This is a genomic window from Pseudomonas sp. 18173 (genome assembly GCF_050432945.1).
Classification (GTDB): domain Bacteria; phylum Pseudomonadota; class Gammaproteobacteria; order Pseudomonadales; family Pseudomonadaceae; genus Aquipseudomonas.
This window is the reverse complement of record NZ_JBKFTN010000005.1, coordinates 18,559-33,084: the sequence shown is the minus strand read 5'-3', so window position 1 is coordinate 33,084 and position 14,526 is coordinate 18,559. Positions and strand designations below refer to the sequence as shown.

Genomic DNA, 14,526 nt, shown 5'->3' with positions numbered 1-14,526 from the left:
CATGCTGTGGCCAGGGACTCTGATTGGAGCCGGAGCGGGTTTTGCCATAGCCAGCATTCCGGGGGCCATGCTTGGCGCATTGTTGGGGCAGGCGCTTGACCGGCGTTTGCACTTGCAGAGTTGGGGGCACTTGCGGGAAAAACTGGGTGGTCGCCCGGTGCTGCGAAACGACGAATTGCTGTTTGTGCTGTTGGGGCGCCTGGCCAAGTGCGACGGCCAGGTGATGGCCGGGCACATCGAGCAGGCCCGAGCGGAAATGCGCGCGCTGGACATGTCCGAGCCGGCCCGGCGCCGTGCGATTGCCGCGTTCAATCGCGGCAAGTCGGGCCGCGACCGGCTACGCGGTTATCTGCGTCGCCTGAGTGCCCAGCCCCATGCGGCGGAAGGTGTGTTGCGCGCCTGTTGGCGAATGGTGTGGGCCGATGGTCGTGCCGGCCGCAGTGAGCGTGAATTGATCGGCCAATGGGGCAAGTGGTTGGGCTGGACGCCGCATCAGGTGCAGGCGCTGGCTCACGACTACGAGCCGCAGAAGCGGCCATTGGCCAACAACAAACCAAATTATCAGGACGCGTTAAGGCTTTTGGGGGTGTCGGCCACCACTGAACCGGCACAGATCAAGCGTGCCTACCGGCGCCTGCTCAGTCGCCATCACCCGGACAAGATTGCCGGCAGTGGCGCGACGCCTGCGCAAGTTCGCGAGGCCACCGAGCGAACGCGTGAACTGCATAACGCCTATACGCTGATTCGGGAGCGGCGCGATTTTCGCTAGCAGCAAGGATTTGTGTTGTCTGTGATGTCCCCTTCGCGAGCAGGCTCGCTCCCACATGGGATCTTCCAGCGCTGGAGATCTGATGTGGGAGCGAGCCTGCTCGCGAAGAGGGCGACGCGGTCTGTCAGTCTGTCGCAGGCTGCGGATTCAACCAGCCCCGCACCCGGCGGAACAGTTGCTCCTGCTCAGCCTTGTTGTCGGGCAATGCCTTGAGCGCGACCTGGCTGAATGCCGATGACTTCAAGCGCTTGCTGCCCTGTAACCGTTCCAGCGCAGCGTCGCGGTCCGGCGCTTTGTCTTTGTAGTAAATATCGGCGGTCGGCAGTTTCAGGGTCGGGGTCAGCTCCGCCAGCTCGGGCTTCGCTGTCACCGGTGTCCGCGCGGCAACCATCACCAGTTTTTCGACTTGCGACGGTTGCTTCTCGCTCAGGTAGCGCGCGGCCCAGTAAGCGCCGGTGCCGTGCCCCAACACCACGATGCTGCGGGAACTTTGCTGTTCGGCGAAGGCGAGTGCGGCATCGATCCGGGCAAAGATGCGCTCGGCATCTGCCCTGGATTGTTCTTCAGTGGTTTCGGCGATGGCCTTGTCGGCCACATCGGCCTCGCCACCGGCCGCCTGTTCGATGGGGGCTGCGGTGGTCGAGTCTTTACCGGCGGTTTCGGGAGCCTTGGGGGCAGGCGCTGCTTCCACGATTCGTGGCGCAACGGCATCGCTTTGCAGGTCCGGCAAGGTGATACTCAGGCTGCTCCATTGGGCGTCCGGCAATTTGCGCCGCAAAGGACCGACCGCTTGCGGCCAGTCAACGGTTTCGCCGGCGCCCGGGATGATAATCACCGCGCCTTTGGGCTCGGCGGTATTGGCCGGCTTCCACAAGGCCAGAAACGTGTCGGTGCCCGCTTGCAGTTGTTGCTGTTCCTGAGCTGGAATCTTTCGCTCAAGTGCAGTCGCTTCTTCCTGACTACGCTCAGGCAGCGGCTGACGTTCGAGCGGTTTTTCTTCGGCGGTTTTTTCTGCAGCAGCAGGTGCCGGGTCGGCCGCCTCGACGGAAAAAGCGCAAGGCAGGATCAGCGACAGGCACAATGCTGGCAGTGCCAGGCGGTAGACAGGGGGCATTGGATATTCCAGGCCAGAAGTGATTCCGGCAGCCTAATGGGTTGGTCAGTATTTGTCAGTGTGTGAGAGTTCGATGATGCGTTTTCGCTGCCTGTGGGTTATCGGCTGTTTGTGGTTTCCCTTGATGGGGTGGGCGGCGGCCGTGCCAGCGGCGCATGTCGCCCAGTTGACCCCGAAACAACAGCACTGGCTGGCGCAGCAGAGCGAGTTGCGGGTCGGCCTGGTGTTGCAGGCGCCCTATGCGCAATACGATCGCCGCTTGCAGCGCCTGTCCGGGGTGAATGTCGACTTGATGAAGTGGGTGGCCAAGACCCTCGATGTCGAACTGAGCTGGCGCAACTTTCCCGACCTTGAACAATTGGAAGCCGCAGCCCGCGAGGGCGAAATCGACATCGCCCCGGGGCTGACCCAAACCCCTGGCGGATTGCGCCTCTGGCAATTTTCCGACCCCTACATGCGGGTACCGCAACTGGTGGTCAGCGACCAGAAAAGCGCCGGTACTGTCGAGCTGGAAAAACTCGACAGCCAGACCCGCGTCGCTGTGCGCATGCCCAGCGCCATCGCCGATTACCTGCACGGCAACTATCCGCACCTGAACCTGCAAGGCGTCCCGATGGAGCGCCAGGCATTGCAGTTGCTGACGGGGCAGCAGGCGGCTTATGCGGTGGTCGATGAGGCGCAATTGGGGCGCTTGTCCGTCGAGCCTGAGTTCTCCGGGTTGGTGGTGGTCGGGGATGTCGGCCTGCCGCAGCTGCTGCGGGTGGCCACGCGTCGCGACGAGCCGGAATTGGCGGGCATCGTCGAAAGTGCGTTACGGGCGATCCCGGCCAAGGATCTGGAACAACTGCACAATCAGTGGCTGCAACCCAAGTATCCGCGGCTCACCGAGTCCCCGGGTTTCTGGCAAAACCTCTGCCTGTTAATGGTCGTGCTGGCGTTGAGTTGCATGACTATCGTGTTGTGGCAGCGTCGCCAGCAGCACAATCTGGAGCACCGCCTGCTGGCCGCGCAGGAAGACATTGCCTTGCGTGCCGCCAGCGAAGAGGCGTTGCGGCTCACCCAGTTTTCCATCGATCAAAGCACCGTCGGCATCCTCTGGGTCAACTGGGACAGCCACGTGCGCTACGCCAACCGCGCGGCGGAAAACATGCTCGGCTATCCACCCGGCGGGATCATCGATCGGCCCTTGATCGACTTCGAACCGGGCCTGCACATGGACCGCTGGCTCAATCTGTGGAAACGCGCCCGGGCCAGTGAAGAGGGCCCGCAAAGCTTCGAAACCAATTGCGTGCGCGCCGATGGCAGCATTCTGCCGACGGATGTCTCGTTGAGTTTTCTGCGTTTTCGCGAGGGCGAATACCTGGTGGTTTACCTCAATGACGTCACCGAGCGGCGCCGGGCCCTGGCCGCCTTGCAGGAAAGCGAGGCGCGGTTGCAAGGCATTGCTGCGAACGTTCCGGGCCTGGTTTTCCGGCTGGAGCGGGCGCCGGTGACCGGTCAGATCGACTTTGCCTACATCAGCGAAGGCAGCGAAAGCCTGGTGGGTTACTCGCCGGCCACGCTGGCACATCGCGATAAAGGCCTGCGCAGCCTGGTGCATCCGGATGACAAGGCGAGCTATCACCAGACCCAGGATCATGCGCTGGATACCGACAGCGACTGGTCGTGGCAAGGACGGATCCTCACCCGTCAGGGCGAGCAACGCTGGGCGGAAATCAAGGCCATCACGCGTCAGCTGGAAGACGGCGCCTATGTCTGGGACGGGATTGTCTGGGACATCAGCGAGAGCAAGCGCATCGAACTCGAACTGGCCAGCTCCCGGGAACAATTGCGCGAGTTGTCCGCGCACCTGGAAAGCGTGCGCGAAGAAGAAAAAGCGCGCATCGCCCGGGAAGTTCACGATGAACTGGGCCAGATGCTGACGGTGCTCAAGCTGGAGACTTCCATGTGCGAACTGGCTTACGCGCAGCTTGATCCGGGCCTTAACGAGCGCCTGGGCAGCATGAAGCGCCTGATCGCTCAACTCTTCCAGTTGGTTCGCGACGTGGCAACCGCATTGCGCCCGCCGATTCTCGATGCCGGCATTGCCTCGGCCATCGAATGGCAGGCCCGCCGATTTGAGGCGCGTACGCAGATTCCGTGCCTGGTGCAGGTGCCGGATAATCTGCCGGTGCTCAGTGACGCCAAGGCCATCGGCCTGTTCCGGATCCTCCAGGAAGCGCTGACCAATGTCATGCGCCATGCCCAGGCGCATACTGTTGAACTGACGCTGGCGCTGGAAGGCGACGAGTTGTGCCTGACGGTCAGCGATGATGGCGTAGGATTTGTCGCTGCGCCTGGCAGGCCAACGTCCTTTGGGATTGTCGGAATGCGTGAGCGGGTATTGATCATGGGTGGTGAGTTATCCCTTGAGAGTGAGCCGGGTGAAGGCACGACCCTGAGTGTGCGTGTTCCGCTGGATGCAGCCTGATGTTTATCTATTGTGTGCCCTGACGCCATCGCGAGCAGGCTCGCTCCCACATTGGCTTTGGGTCGTTCATAGACCCCCTGCTCGCGATAGATCTTGAATCTGGAGAAAAACGTGATCCGTGTACTGGTAGCCGAAGACCACACCATCGTCCGTGAAGGCATCAAGCAGCTGATTGGCCTGGCCAAGGACTTGCTGGTGGTGGGGGAGGCGAGCAATGGCGAGCAGTTGCTCGAGGCCTTGCGTCATGTGCCCTGCGAAGTGGTGTTGCTGGACATCTCCATGCCGGGCGTCAATGGCCTGGAAGCCATTCCGCGGATTCGCGCCCTGAACAATCCACCGGCGATCCTGGTGCTGTCGATGCACGACGAAGCGCAGATGGCCGCCCGGGCGCTGAAGGTCGGGGCCGCCGGTTATGCAACCAAGGACAGTGATCCGGCACTGTTGCTGACGGCCATTCGCAAAGTGGCGTCAGGCGGGCGTTACATCGACCCGGAACTGGCTGATCGCATGGTCTTCGAGGTTGGCCTGACCGACTCGCGTCCATTGCATTCGTTGCTCTCCGAGCGTGAGTTTTCCGTGTTCGAACGCCTGGCCCAGGGCGCCAACGTCAATGACATTGCCCAGCAACTGGCGCTGAGCAGCAAGACCATCAGCACTCACAAGGCGCGGCTGATGCAGAAGCTCAACATCACCTCGTTGGCGGAGCTGGTGAAGTACGCGATGGAGCACAAACTGCTCTAGACGACACCAAAATCCAGTGTGGGAGCGGGCTTGCTCGCGAAAGCAGTATGTCAGTCGACATATCAGGGTCTGATACACCGCTTTCGCGAGCAAGCCCGCTCCCACAGGTTCTGTGGTGACATATCCATTTACGACATCCTGCGAATCCGCTTTTGCCCTTGCTTGTGGCTTGTAGCTGGCCGCTCGCCACTGCACTTGCCAAAACGCGCCATCCTTGTAGGGCAATCCCTACCCCAAGCCTTCCATCCGGCTGAGGCGAATCTCTCTTGCGCCCCGATTTGCGTGGTCCCCAGCGTCCACTAGGCTTAATCCCACAGCAGTCATCAATAACAAAGGTGTGGGTATGAGCCAGGTCGATTCAAGCGCAGGGGCCAACGATGTTCTGGTCAGCTTTCGTGGAGTGCAGAAGAGCTACGACGGCGAGAACCTGATCGTCAAGGACCTCAACCTGGACATTCGCAAAGGCGAATTCCTCACCTTGCTCGGGCCGTCAGGCTCTGGCAAGACCACCAGCCTGATGATGCTCGCCGGTTTCGAAACGCCGACCGCGGGCGAAATCCTGTTGGCCGGGCGCGCCATCAACAACGTGCCGCCGCACAAGCGCGACATCGGCATGGTGTTCCAGAACTATGCGTTGTTCCCGCACATGACGGTGGCCGAGAACCTGGCGTTCCCGCTGACCGTACGCGGCATGAACAAGAGCGACGTCAGTGCCCGGGTCAAGCGCGTGCTGAGCATGGTCCAGCTCGATACCTTCGCCCAGCGTTACCCGGCGCAGCTTTCCGGCGGTCAGCAACAGCGTGTGGCACTGGCTCGCGCTTTGGTGTTCGAGCCGCAACTGGTGCTGATGGACGAACCGCTCGGCGCACTCGACAAGCAACTGCGTGAACACATGCAGATGGAGATCAAGCACCTGCACCAGCGCCTGGGCGTAACCGTGGTCTACGTGACCCACGACCAGGGCGAAGCCCTGACCATGTCCGACCGTGTGGCGGTGTTCCATCAGGGCGAAATCCAGCAGATCGCGCCACCGCGTACCCTCTACGAAGAGCCGAAAAACACCTTCGTCGCCAACTTCATCGGCGAGAACAACCGTCTCAATGGTCGCCTGCACAGTCAGACCGGCGACCGTTGCGTCGTCGAGCTGGGGCGTGGTGAAAAAGTTGAAGCGCTGGCGGTGAATGTCGGCAAGACCGGCGAGCCGGTGACCCTGTCCATCCGTCCGGAGCGCGTGAGCCTCAATGGCTCCAGCGACCAATGCGTCAATCGCTTCTCCGGGCGAGTCGAGGAATTCATCTATCTGGGCGACCACGTCCGGGTTCGCATGGAAGTCTGTGGCAAGACCGACTTCTTCGTGAAGCAACCGATTGCCGAGCTCGATCCCTCGCTCGCCGTCGGCGACGTGGTACCGCTTGGCTGGCAGGTCGAGCACGTTCGCGCGCTCGACCCTCTTCTAGAGGCGAGCTGATCGCCCCGTAATACCAACACTAATCCCGCACGTGGAGAGAACAATAAATGTTGAGATCCCTGAAATTCACCGCTCTGGCACTGGGCATGATGGGGGCGGCAGGCGCAATGGCTGCTGGCCCGGACCTGACCGTGGTGTCCTTTGGCGGGGCGAACAAGGCGGCTCAGGTCAAAGCCTTCTACGCGCCGTGGGAAGCGGCAGGTAACGGCAAGATCGTGGCCGGTGAGTACAACGGCGAAATGGCCAAGGTCAAGGCCATGGTCGACACCAAGAGCGTGTCCTGGGATCTGGTAGAGGTTGAATCGCCGGAACTGTCCCGTGGTTGCGACGAAGACATGTTCGAGCAGCTTGATCCGAAGCTGTTCGGCAAGAGCGAAGACTACGTCAAGGGCGCGATCCAGCCTTGCGGCGTGGGTTTCTTCGTGTGGTCTACCGTAATGGCCTACAACGCCGACAAGCTGAAAACCGCACCGACCAGCTGGGCCGACTTCTGGGACACCAAGCAGTTCCCGGGCAAGCGTGGCCTGCGTAAAGGCGCCAAGTACACTCTGGAATTCGCACTGATGGCCGACGGCGTTGCGCCCAAAGACGTCTACAAAGTGCTGGCCGGCAAAGATGGTCAGGACCGCGCATTCAAGAAGCTCGATGAACTCAAGCCGAACATCCAGTGGTGGGAAGCCGGCGCACAACCGCCGCAATATCTCGCTTCCGGTGACGTGGTCATGAGCTCGGCCTACAACGGCCGGATCGCTGCCGTGCAGAAAGAAAGCAACCTGAAAGTGGTGTGGAACGGCGGCATCTACGACTTCGACGCATGGGCCATCCCGAAAGGCCTGGACAAGGCGCGTGCCGAAGCTGCGAAGAAGTTCATCGCCTACTCGGTGATGCCACAGCAGCAGAAGACCTACTCGGAAAACATCGCCTACGGCCCGGCCAACACTCAAGCCGTACCGCTGCTGGCCAAGGATGTCCTGAAAGACATGCCGACCACCCCGGAAAACATCGCCAACCAGGTGCAGATCGACGTCAGCTTCTGGGCTGACAACGGCGAGCAACTGGAACAGCGCTTCAACGCCTGGGCTGCCAAGTAAGACCGCACCGCGGGCTTACGCTGTAGGAGCGAGCTTGCTCGCGAAGACGTCAGTACATTCAACATCGTTGTCGACTGACACTTCGTATTCGCGAGCAAGCCCGCTCCCACATTTGAACAGAGTGTTTTAAACGATCGAGGTGGTTTCCCGCCTCTGCAATGATCAAAGATTTCCGGAGTACGCCATGGCTATCGCCATCCCCGTGAACGCGGGCACTGACCCCACCTTGAAGCAGCGGCTCAAGCACGCCGAGCGGGTCAACCGCTGGAAGGCCCAGGCGTTGATTGCGCCGCTGGTGCTGTTTCTGTTGCTGGTGTTTCTGGTGCCGATCGTGGCGCTGCTCTACAAAAGCGTTGGCAACCCGGAAGTGGTCGGCGGCATGCCGCGCACCGTGACGGCCATCGCCAGCTGGGACGGCCGCGGCCTGCCCGCTGAACCGGTTTACAAAGCGGCGGCCGAAGACCTCGCCGACGCTCGCAAGAATCAGACCCTGGGTGATCTGTCCAAGCGCTTGAACATGGAGCTGGCAGGTTATCGCAGCCTGCTGACCAAAACCGCCCGCGCCTTGCCGCTCGCCACTGAGCCGGCTTCCTATAAAGAAGCGCTGGAAGGCCTCGATGAGCGTTGGGGCGACCCGGCCTACTGGCAAGCGGTGCGCCGCAATACCAGCAGTATCACCCCGTATTACCTGCTGGCCGCTGTCGATCATCGCATCGACGACCTCGGCGAAATCGCCCCGGCCACCCCGGATCAGGCGATCTACCTCGACATCTTCGCCCGCACCTTCTGGATGGGCCTGATCATCACGGTGATCTGCCTGGTGCTGGCGTATCCCCTGGCCTACCTGTTGGCGAACCTGCCGTCGCGGCAGAGCAACCTGCTGATGATTCTGGTGCTGTTGCCGTTCTGGACCTCGATCCTGGTACGGGTCGCGGCGTGGATCGTGTTGCTGCAATCGGGCGGCCTGATCAACAGCGGCCTGATGGCGATGGGCATCATCGATAAGCCGATCGAGCTGGTGTTCAACCGTGTCGGTGTCTACATCTCCATGGTGCACATCCTGCTGCCGTTCATGATCCTGCCGATCTACAGCGTGATGAAAGGCATCTCGCCAACCTACATGCGTGCCGCGATTTCCCTCGGCTGCCATCCGTTCGCCAGTTTCTGGCGGGTGTACTTCCCGCAGACCTATGCCGGTGTCGGCGCCGGTTGCCTGTTGGTGTTCATCCTCGCCATCGGCTACTACATCACCCCGGCATTGCTGGGCAGCCCGAACGATCAGATGGTCAGCTATTTCGTCGCCTTCTACACCAACACCAGCATCAACTGGGGCATGGCGACCGCACTCGGTGGTTTGCTGCTGCTGGCGACCGTGGTGCTTTATCTGATTTACAGCTGGCTGGTAGGCGCCAGTCGCCTGCGCCTGAGCTAAGGGGAGAACGAAATGTTGAGTCCTTATATGTCGCCCATCGAACGGGCGTGGTTCTACGGCTTGCGGATTCTCTGCGGCTTGATCCTGTTGTTCCTGATTCTGCCGGTGCTGGTGATCATTCCACTGTCGTTCAATTCCGGGAGTTTTCTGGTTTATCCGCTGCAGGGCTTCTCGCTGCACTGGTACCAGGATTTCTTCGCCTCGGCGGAATGGATGCGTTCGTTGAAGAACAGCATGATCGTGGCCCCGGCGGCGACCGTGTTGGCGATGATCTTCGGCACGCTGGCGGCGATCGGCCTGACTCGGGGCGACTTCCCGGGCAAGGCGCTGGTGATGGCGCTGGTGATTTCGCCGATGGTGGTGCCGGTGGTGATCATCGGTGTGGCCAGTTACCTGACCTTCGCTCCACTGGGATTCGGCAACAGCTATACCTCGCTGATCGTGGTGCACGCCGTGCTCGGCGTGCCGTTCGTGATCATCACGGTGTCGGCGACCTTGCAGGGGTTCAACCACAACCTGGTGCGGGCCGCTGCGAGCCTGGGCGCTTCACCGCTGACCACGTTCCGCCGGGTGACCTTGCCGCTGATCGCGCCGGGTGTGATCTCGGGGGCGTTGTTTGCCTTCGCGACTTCGTTCGATGAGGTGGTGGTGACGTTGTTCCTCGCAGGTCCCGAGCAAGCGACCCTGCCACGGCAGATGTTCAGCGGCATCCGCGAAAACCTCAGCCCGACCATCGCCGCCGCCGCGACGCTGCTGATTGCCTTCTCGGTGATCCTGCTGCTGACCCTGGAATGGCTGCGTGGGCGTAGCGAGAAACTGCGTACTGCGCAGGTCTGAAGCCACACATCGATCGGCTGTAACCTGTAGGAGCGAGCTTGCTCGCGATGAACCTGAGAGCGACGCGGGCATTCAGAAGGCCCGCGTTATCGTTGGCGACCATCGCAAGCAAGCTCGCTTCTACAGTGTTTTTTTGTGTTCCCGCAAACCTTGGTCATTCACGACCTGAATGGCAGACAAACCCCAATCCCCAGCTACTCTTGTGCCCAGCTCCCCTACCTATAAGAGGCTGCGCACATGAGTCTTTCCTCTTTCAAAATCGCTCACAAATTGATCACTGGTGCAGGTGCCATCGAGCAACTGTCCGCCGAGCTGGCGCGCCTGGACATCGACAACCCGCTGATCGTCACCGATGCCGCGCTGGTCAAGTCCGGCACGGTGGAACTGGCACTGGCGCAGTTGGGCGAACGCAGCTACGAGATTTTCGACCGGGTACTGCCGGACCCGGAAATCGCCATCGTCGAAGACTGCATGCAGGTTTATCGCGAGGGCGGGCATGACGGCTTGATCGGCCTGGGTGGCGGCAGCGCCATCGACATCGCCAAGAGCGTGGCGGCCTATGCCGGCTACCACGGCGCGCTGGAGGATCTGTTCGGTATCGATCAGGTCCCGCGCAAAGGCCCGCCGCTGATCGCCATCCCGACCACGGCGGGCACCGGCTCGGAGGTGACCAATGTCGCCATCCTTTCCGACAAGGTGGCACAACTGAAGAAGGGCATTGTCAGTGACTACCTGCTGCCGGACGTCGCACTGGTCAGCCCGCAAATGACCCTGACCTGTCCGCGCAGCGTCACGGCGGCCAGCGGCGTCGATGCGCTGGTGCATGCCATCGAGTCCTATCTGTCGGTCAATGCCTCGCCTATTACCGATGCGCTGGCTATTGGCGCGATCAAGTTGATCGCCAGGGCTTTGCCCAAGGCCTATGCCAATCCTGCCAACTTGCAGGCCCGTGAGGACATGGCCACCGCCAGCCTGATGGCCGGCATGGCGTTCGGTAATGCCGGGGTTGGCGCGGTGCATGCGCTGGCGTATCCGCTGGGCGGTCGTTTCAATATTGCCCATGGTGTCAGTAATGCCCTGCTACTGCCCCATGTCATGACCTGGAACAAGATGGCGTGCGTCGAACGCATGCAGGATATAGCCGAGGCCATGGGCGTGAAGACCGCGCATTTGAGTGCCAATGAAGCGGCTGACAAAGCCGTGCAGGCCATGACCGAACTGTGTGCCGCCGTGGAAATTCCCCAAGGCCTGCGCAGTTTCGGTGTGCCCGAGGACGCCATCCCGTCCATGGCTGTGGAAGCGGCGGGAATCGAGCGCCTGATGCGCAATAATCCGCGCAAGTTGAGTGCCGTCGATATCGAAAAGATCTATCGCGCGGCGTACTAGAGCCTTTGTCGTTCAAGGATGATGGCAGGTTCCAATCATCGCACTCACGGTGCGCGCGTCAAAGCATGAGGTATACAATGCGCGCCATCGTGATTCTGCTCAGAAAAGGTGCGTCATGCAGCCCTTCGTAATTGCTCCGTCGATTCTCTCCGCCGACTTCGCCCGCCTGGGTGAGGAAGTGGACAATGTCCTGGCCGCCGGTGCCGACTTCGTGCACTTCGATGTCATGGACAACCACTATGTGCCGAACCTGACCATCGGCCCGATGGTCTGCTCGGCACTGCGCAAGTACGGCGTGACCGCGCCGATCGACGCGCACCTGATGGTCAGCCCGGTGGACCGCATCGTGGGCGACTTCATCGAAGCCGGCGCGACCTACATTACCTTCCACCCGGAAGCCACCCAGCACGTTGACCGCTCCCTGCAACTGATCCGCGAGGGCGGCTGCAAGTCGGGCCTGGTGTTCAACCCGGCGACCCCGCTGGACGTGCTCAAGTACGTGATGGACAAGGTCGACATGATCCTGCTGATGAGCGTCAACCCGGGCTTTGGCGGGCAGAAGTTCATCCCTGGCACCCTCGACAAACTGCGTGAGGCGCGGGCGCTGATCGATGCGTCGGGCCGTGACATTCGCCTGGAAATCGACGGTGGCGTGAACGTGAACAACATTCGCGAAATCGCTGCGGCTGGTGCCGACACCTTCGTCGCCGGCTCGGCCATCTTCAATGCGCCGAACTATCAGGAAGTCATCGAGAAGATGCGTTCCGAACTGGCGCTGGCTCGCCCATGAGTGGCTTTGAGCAGCTGTTTTCGGGGCAACTGCCGCGGCTGGTGATGTTCGATCTGGACGGTACATTGATCGACTCGGTCCCGGACCTGGCAGTGGCTGTGGACAAGATGCTGCTCAAGCTCGGCCGCCAGCCCGCCGGTCTGGATGCGGTGCGCGAATGGGTCGGCAATGGCGCACCGGTGCTGGTGCGTCGTGCGCTGGCTGGCGGTATTGATCATTCTGCGGTCGATAACGCCGAGGCTGAACGGGCGCTGGAGTATTTCATGCAGGCTTATGGCGAGAGCCATGAGCTGACCGTGGTTTACCCCGGCGTGCGCGACACCCTCAAATGGCTGCAAAAGCAGGGTGTCGAGATGGCGCTGATCACCAACAAGCCGGAGCGTTTCGTCGCGCCGTTGCTGGATCAGATGAAGATCGGCCGTTATTTCCGCTGGATCATCGGTGGCGATACCCTGCCACAGAAGAAACCCGACCCGGCCGCGCTGTTTTTCGTGATGAAAATGGCCAACATTCCAGCTTCGCAGTCGTTGTTCGTTGGCGATTCGCGCAGCGATGTGCTGGCGGCGAAAGCGGCGGGGGTCAAGTGTGTGGCCCTGAGCTACGGCTATAACCACGGCCGGCCGATTGCCGAAGAGGCGCCGGCGCTGGTGATCGACGATCTGCGCAAGCTAATTCCCGGTTGCCTGGATCCGGCCGCTGAGATAACGTTGGCCGACGCTGTCAAACCCCCTTCTGGAAACGCCATCGTGGTGGTCACTCGCAAACTCTGGATGAAAGTCATCAAGGCCCTGGCCCGCTGGCGTTGGCGCGCCTGACTTGATCCTGGCCGGTTTCCGGCGCGTTTGCATACCTGACTGTTCGATCCTCAAGCCACGAGGCACCTCATGATCCGCGAAGAATTCCTGCGTTTGGCCGCTGCCGGCTACAACCGCATCCCGCTTGCCTGCGAAACCCTGGCCGACTTCGACACGCCGCTGTCGATCTACCTGAAACTGGCCGATGAGCCCAATTCCTACTTGCTCGAGTCTGTACAGGGCGGCGAGAAGTGGGGGCGTTACTCGATCATCGGCCTGCCGTGCCGCACCGTGCTGCGGGTTCACGACCACCACGTCAGCGTGACCGTCGATGGTGTCGAGACCGAAAGCCATGACGTGGAAGACCCGCTGGCCTTCGTCGAAGCCTTCAAGGCGCGCTACAACGTGCCGACCATTGCCGGCCTGCCGCGTTTCAACGGCGGCCTGGTGGGTTACTTCGGTTATGACTGCGTGCGTTACGTGGAAAAGCGTCTGGGCAAGTGCCCGAACCCGGATCCGCTGGGCGTGCCGGACATTCTGCTGATGGTCTCCGACGCTGTCGTGGTGTTCGACAACCTCGCCGGCAAGATGCACGCCATCGTGCTGGCCGACCCGGCTCAGGAAGATGCTTTCGAGCAAGGTCGCGCCCGCCTGGAAGAGCTGCTGGAAAAACTGCGCCAGCCGATCACCCCGCGCCGTGGCCTGGACTTCAGCAAGCAGCAAGCGGCTGACCCGGTGTTTCGCTCCAGCTTCACCCAGGACGATTACGAAAGAGCCGTCGACACCATCAAGGAATACATCCTGGCCGGTGACTGCATGCAGGTCGTGCCGTCCCAGCGCATGTCGATCGACTTCAAGGCTGCACCCATCGATCTGTACCGCGCGCTGCGTTGTTTCAACCCGACGCCTTACATGTACTTCTTCAACTTCGGCGACTTCCACGTCGTCGGCAGTTCGCCGGAAGTGCTGGTGCGGGTCGAAGACAACCTGATCACCGTGCGCCCGATTGCCGGTACTCGTCCGCGCGGGGCCAGCGAAGAAGCTGACCTGGAGCTGGAAAAGGACCTGCTGTCGGACGACAAGGAAATCGCCGAGCACCTGATGCTGATCGACCTTGGTCGCAACGATACCGGTCGCGTATCGGAAATCGGTTCGGTGAAGCTCACCGAAAAAATGGTGATCGAGCGTTACTCCAACGTGATGCACATCGTGTCGAACGTCACCGGGCAGCTCAAGGCCGGACTGACGGCAATGGACGCGCTGCGAGCGATTCTGCCGGCGGGCACCTTGTCCGGCGCACCGAAGATTCGCGCGATGGAAATCATCGACGAGCTGGAGCCGGTCAAGCGTGGCGTCTACGGCGGTGCGGTGGGTTACTTCGCCTGGAACGGCAACATGGACACCGCCATTGCGATCCGCACGGCGGTGATCAAGAACGGCGAACTGCATGTGCAGGCCGGTGGTGGCATCGTCGCCGACTCGGTGCCGGCGCTGGAATGGGAAGAAACCCTGAACAAGCGCCGCGCGATGTTCCGTGCCGTTGCCCTGGCCGAACAGACCCCGAATACCTGATCCACGCAAAACCTGCTGTAGGAGCTAGCTTGCTAGCGAGGGAGTGTCAGCAACACAGTGTC

Annotated in this window: 12 protein-coding genes; 11 read left to right on the top strand and 1 reads right to left on the bottom strand. The window is 61.3% G+C overall.

From position 1 onward, the window contains the following. Window position 1 precedes the first annotated feature (1 nt). Window positions 2-769 carry a TerB family tellurite resistance protein gene (locus ACLD1X_RS07220; RefSeq protein WP_429366734.1) on the top strand — a complete coding sequence of 256 codons (768 nt, stop codon included), beginning with the start codon at window positions 2-4 and terminating at the stop codon, window positions 767-769. Window positions 770-893: 124 nt separating this feature from the next. Here ACLD1X_RS07220 and ACLD1X_RS07215 read toward each other — a convergent pair whose 3' ends face one another. Next, window positions 894-1,883 (bottom strand): alpha/beta hydrolase family protein, encoded by a 990-nt coding sequence (locus ACLD1X_RS07215; RefSeq protein WP_429366733.1) that lies wholly within the window; start codon window positions 1,881-1,883, stop codon window positions 894-896. A gap of 73 nt (window positions 1,884-1,956) precedes the next feature. Between ACLD1X_RS07215 and ACLD1X_RS07210 the strand changes: the two genes are divergently transcribed. From ACLD1X_RS07210 to trpE, 10 genes are all read left to right on the top strand, one after another. Next, a complete protein-coding gene (locus ACLD1X_RS07210; protein WP_429366732.1) occupies window positions 1,957-4,353 on the top strand; it encodes a PAS domain-containing sensor histidine kinase in 2,397 nt (798 codons plus the stop codon). Between the two features lie 111 nt (window positions 4,354-4,464). Further along, window positions 4,465-5,094: a response regulator gene (locus tag ACLD1X_RS07205; RefSeq protein ID WP_429366731.1), complete on the top strand. Its 630-nt coding sequence runs from the start codon at window positions 4,465-4,467 to the stop codon at window positions 5,092-5,094. Window positions 5,095-5,437: 343 nt separating this feature from the next. Beyond that, a complete protein-coding gene (locus tag ACLD1X_RS07200; RefSeq protein WP_429366730.1) occupies window positions 5,438-6,562 on the top strand; it encodes an ABC transporter ATP-binding protein in 1,125 nt (374 codons plus the stop codon). Between the two features lie 47 nt (window positions 6,563-6,609). Then, the gene (locus tag ACLD1X_RS07195; protein WP_429366729.1) at window positions 6,610-7,653 is read left to right on the top strand and encodes an ABC transporter substrate-binding protein; all 1,044 of its coding nucleotides are present in this window, start codon (window positions 6,610-6,612) and stop codon (window positions 7,651-7,653) included. Window positions 7,654-7,837: 184 nt separating this feature from the next. Further along, the gene (locus ACLD1X_RS07190) at window positions 7,838-9,085 is read left to right on the top strand and encodes an ABC transporter permease (protein ID WP_429366728.1); all 1,248 of its coding nucleotides are present in this window, start codon (window positions 7,838-7,840) and stop codon (window positions 9,083-9,085) included. A 12-nt stretch (window positions 9,086-9,097) separates the two neighbouring features. Continuing rightward, window positions 9,098-9,922, top strand: coding sequence for an ABC transporter permease (locus ACLD1X_RS07185; protein WP_429366727.1), 825 nt, complete (start codon window positions 9,098-9,100; stop codon window positions 9,920-9,922). 237 nt (window positions 9,923-10,159) lie between these two features. After that, on the top strand, window positions 10,160-11,308 hold the full coding sequence (locus ACLD1X_RS07180) for an iron-containing alcohol dehydrogenase (RefSeq protein WP_429366726.1): 1,149 nt from the start codon (window positions 10,160-10,162) through the stop codon (window positions 11,306-11,308). Window positions 11,309-11,423: 115 nt separating this feature from the next. Further along, window positions 11,424-12,098, top strand: coding sequence for a ribulose-phosphate 3-epimerase (gene rpe / locus ACLD1X_RS07175; RefSeq protein ID WP_008061583.1), 675 nt, complete (start codon window positions 11,424-11,426; stop codon window positions 12,096-12,098). Further along, on the top strand, window positions 12,095-12,913 hold the full coding sequence (locus ACLD1X_RS07170; RefSeq protein WP_429366725.1) for a phosphoglycolate phosphatase: 819 nt from the start codon (window positions 12,095-12,097) through the stop codon (window positions 12,911-12,913). The genes rpe and ACLD1X_RS07170 overlap by 4 nt, the downstream gene beginning before the upstream one ends. Before the next feature lie 69 nt (window positions 12,914-12,982). After that, on the top strand, window positions 12,983-14,464 hold the full coding sequence (gene trpE / locus ACLD1X_RS07165) for an anthranilate synthase component I (protein WP_429366724.1): 1,482 nt from the start codon (window positions 12,983-12,985) through the stop codon (window positions 14,462-14,464). The last annotated feature ends 62 nt before the right edge of the window (window positions 14,465-14,526 follow it).

Bases quoted from the DNA above. Each gene is read 5' to 3' on its own strand.
- ACLD1X_RS07220 (WP_429366734.1), top strand. From the start codon at position 2: ATGCTGTGGCCAGGGACTCTGATTGGAGCCGGAGCGGGTTTTGCCATA.
- ACLD1X_RS07215 (WP_429366733.1), bottom strand. From the start codon at position 1,883: ATGCCCCCTGTCTACCGCCTGGCACTGCCAGCATTGTGCCTGTCGCTG.
- ACLD1X_RS07210 (WP_429366732.1), top strand. From the start codon at position 1,957: ATGATGCGTTTTCGCTGCCTGTGGGTTATCGGCTGTTTGTGGTTTCCC.
- ACLD1X_RS07200 (WP_429366730.1), top strand. From the start codon at position 5,438: ATGAGCCAGGTCGATTCAAGCGCAGGGGCCAACGATGTTCTGGTCAGC.
- ACLD1X_RS07195 (WP_429366729.1), top strand. From the start codon at position 6,610: ATGTTGAGATCCCTGAAATTCACCGCTCTGGCACTGGGCATGATGGGG.
- ACLD1X_RS07190 (WP_429366728.1), top strand. From the start codon at position 7,838: ATGGCTATCGCCATCCCCGTGAACGCGGGCACTGACCCCACCTTGAAG.
- ACLD1X_RS07185 (WP_429366727.1), top strand. From the start codon at position 9,098: ATGTTGAGTCCTTATATGTCGCCCATCGAACGGGCGTGGTTCTACGGC.
- ACLD1X_RS07180 (WP_429366726.1), top strand. From the start codon at position 10,160: ATGAGTCTTTCCTCTTTCAAAATCGCTCACAAATTGATCACTGGTGCA.
- rpe (WP_008061583.1), top strand. From the start codon at position 11,424: ATGCAGCCCTTCGTAATTGCTCCGTCGATTCTCTCCGCCGACTTCGCC.
- ACLD1X_RS07170 (WP_429366725.1), top strand. From the start codon at position 12,095: ATGAGTGGCTTTGAGCAGCTGTTTTCGGGGCAACTGCCGCGGCTGGTG.
- trpE (WP_429366724.1), top strand. From the start codon at position 12,983: ATGATCCGCGAAGAATTCCTGCGTTTGGCCGCTGCCGGCTACAACCGC.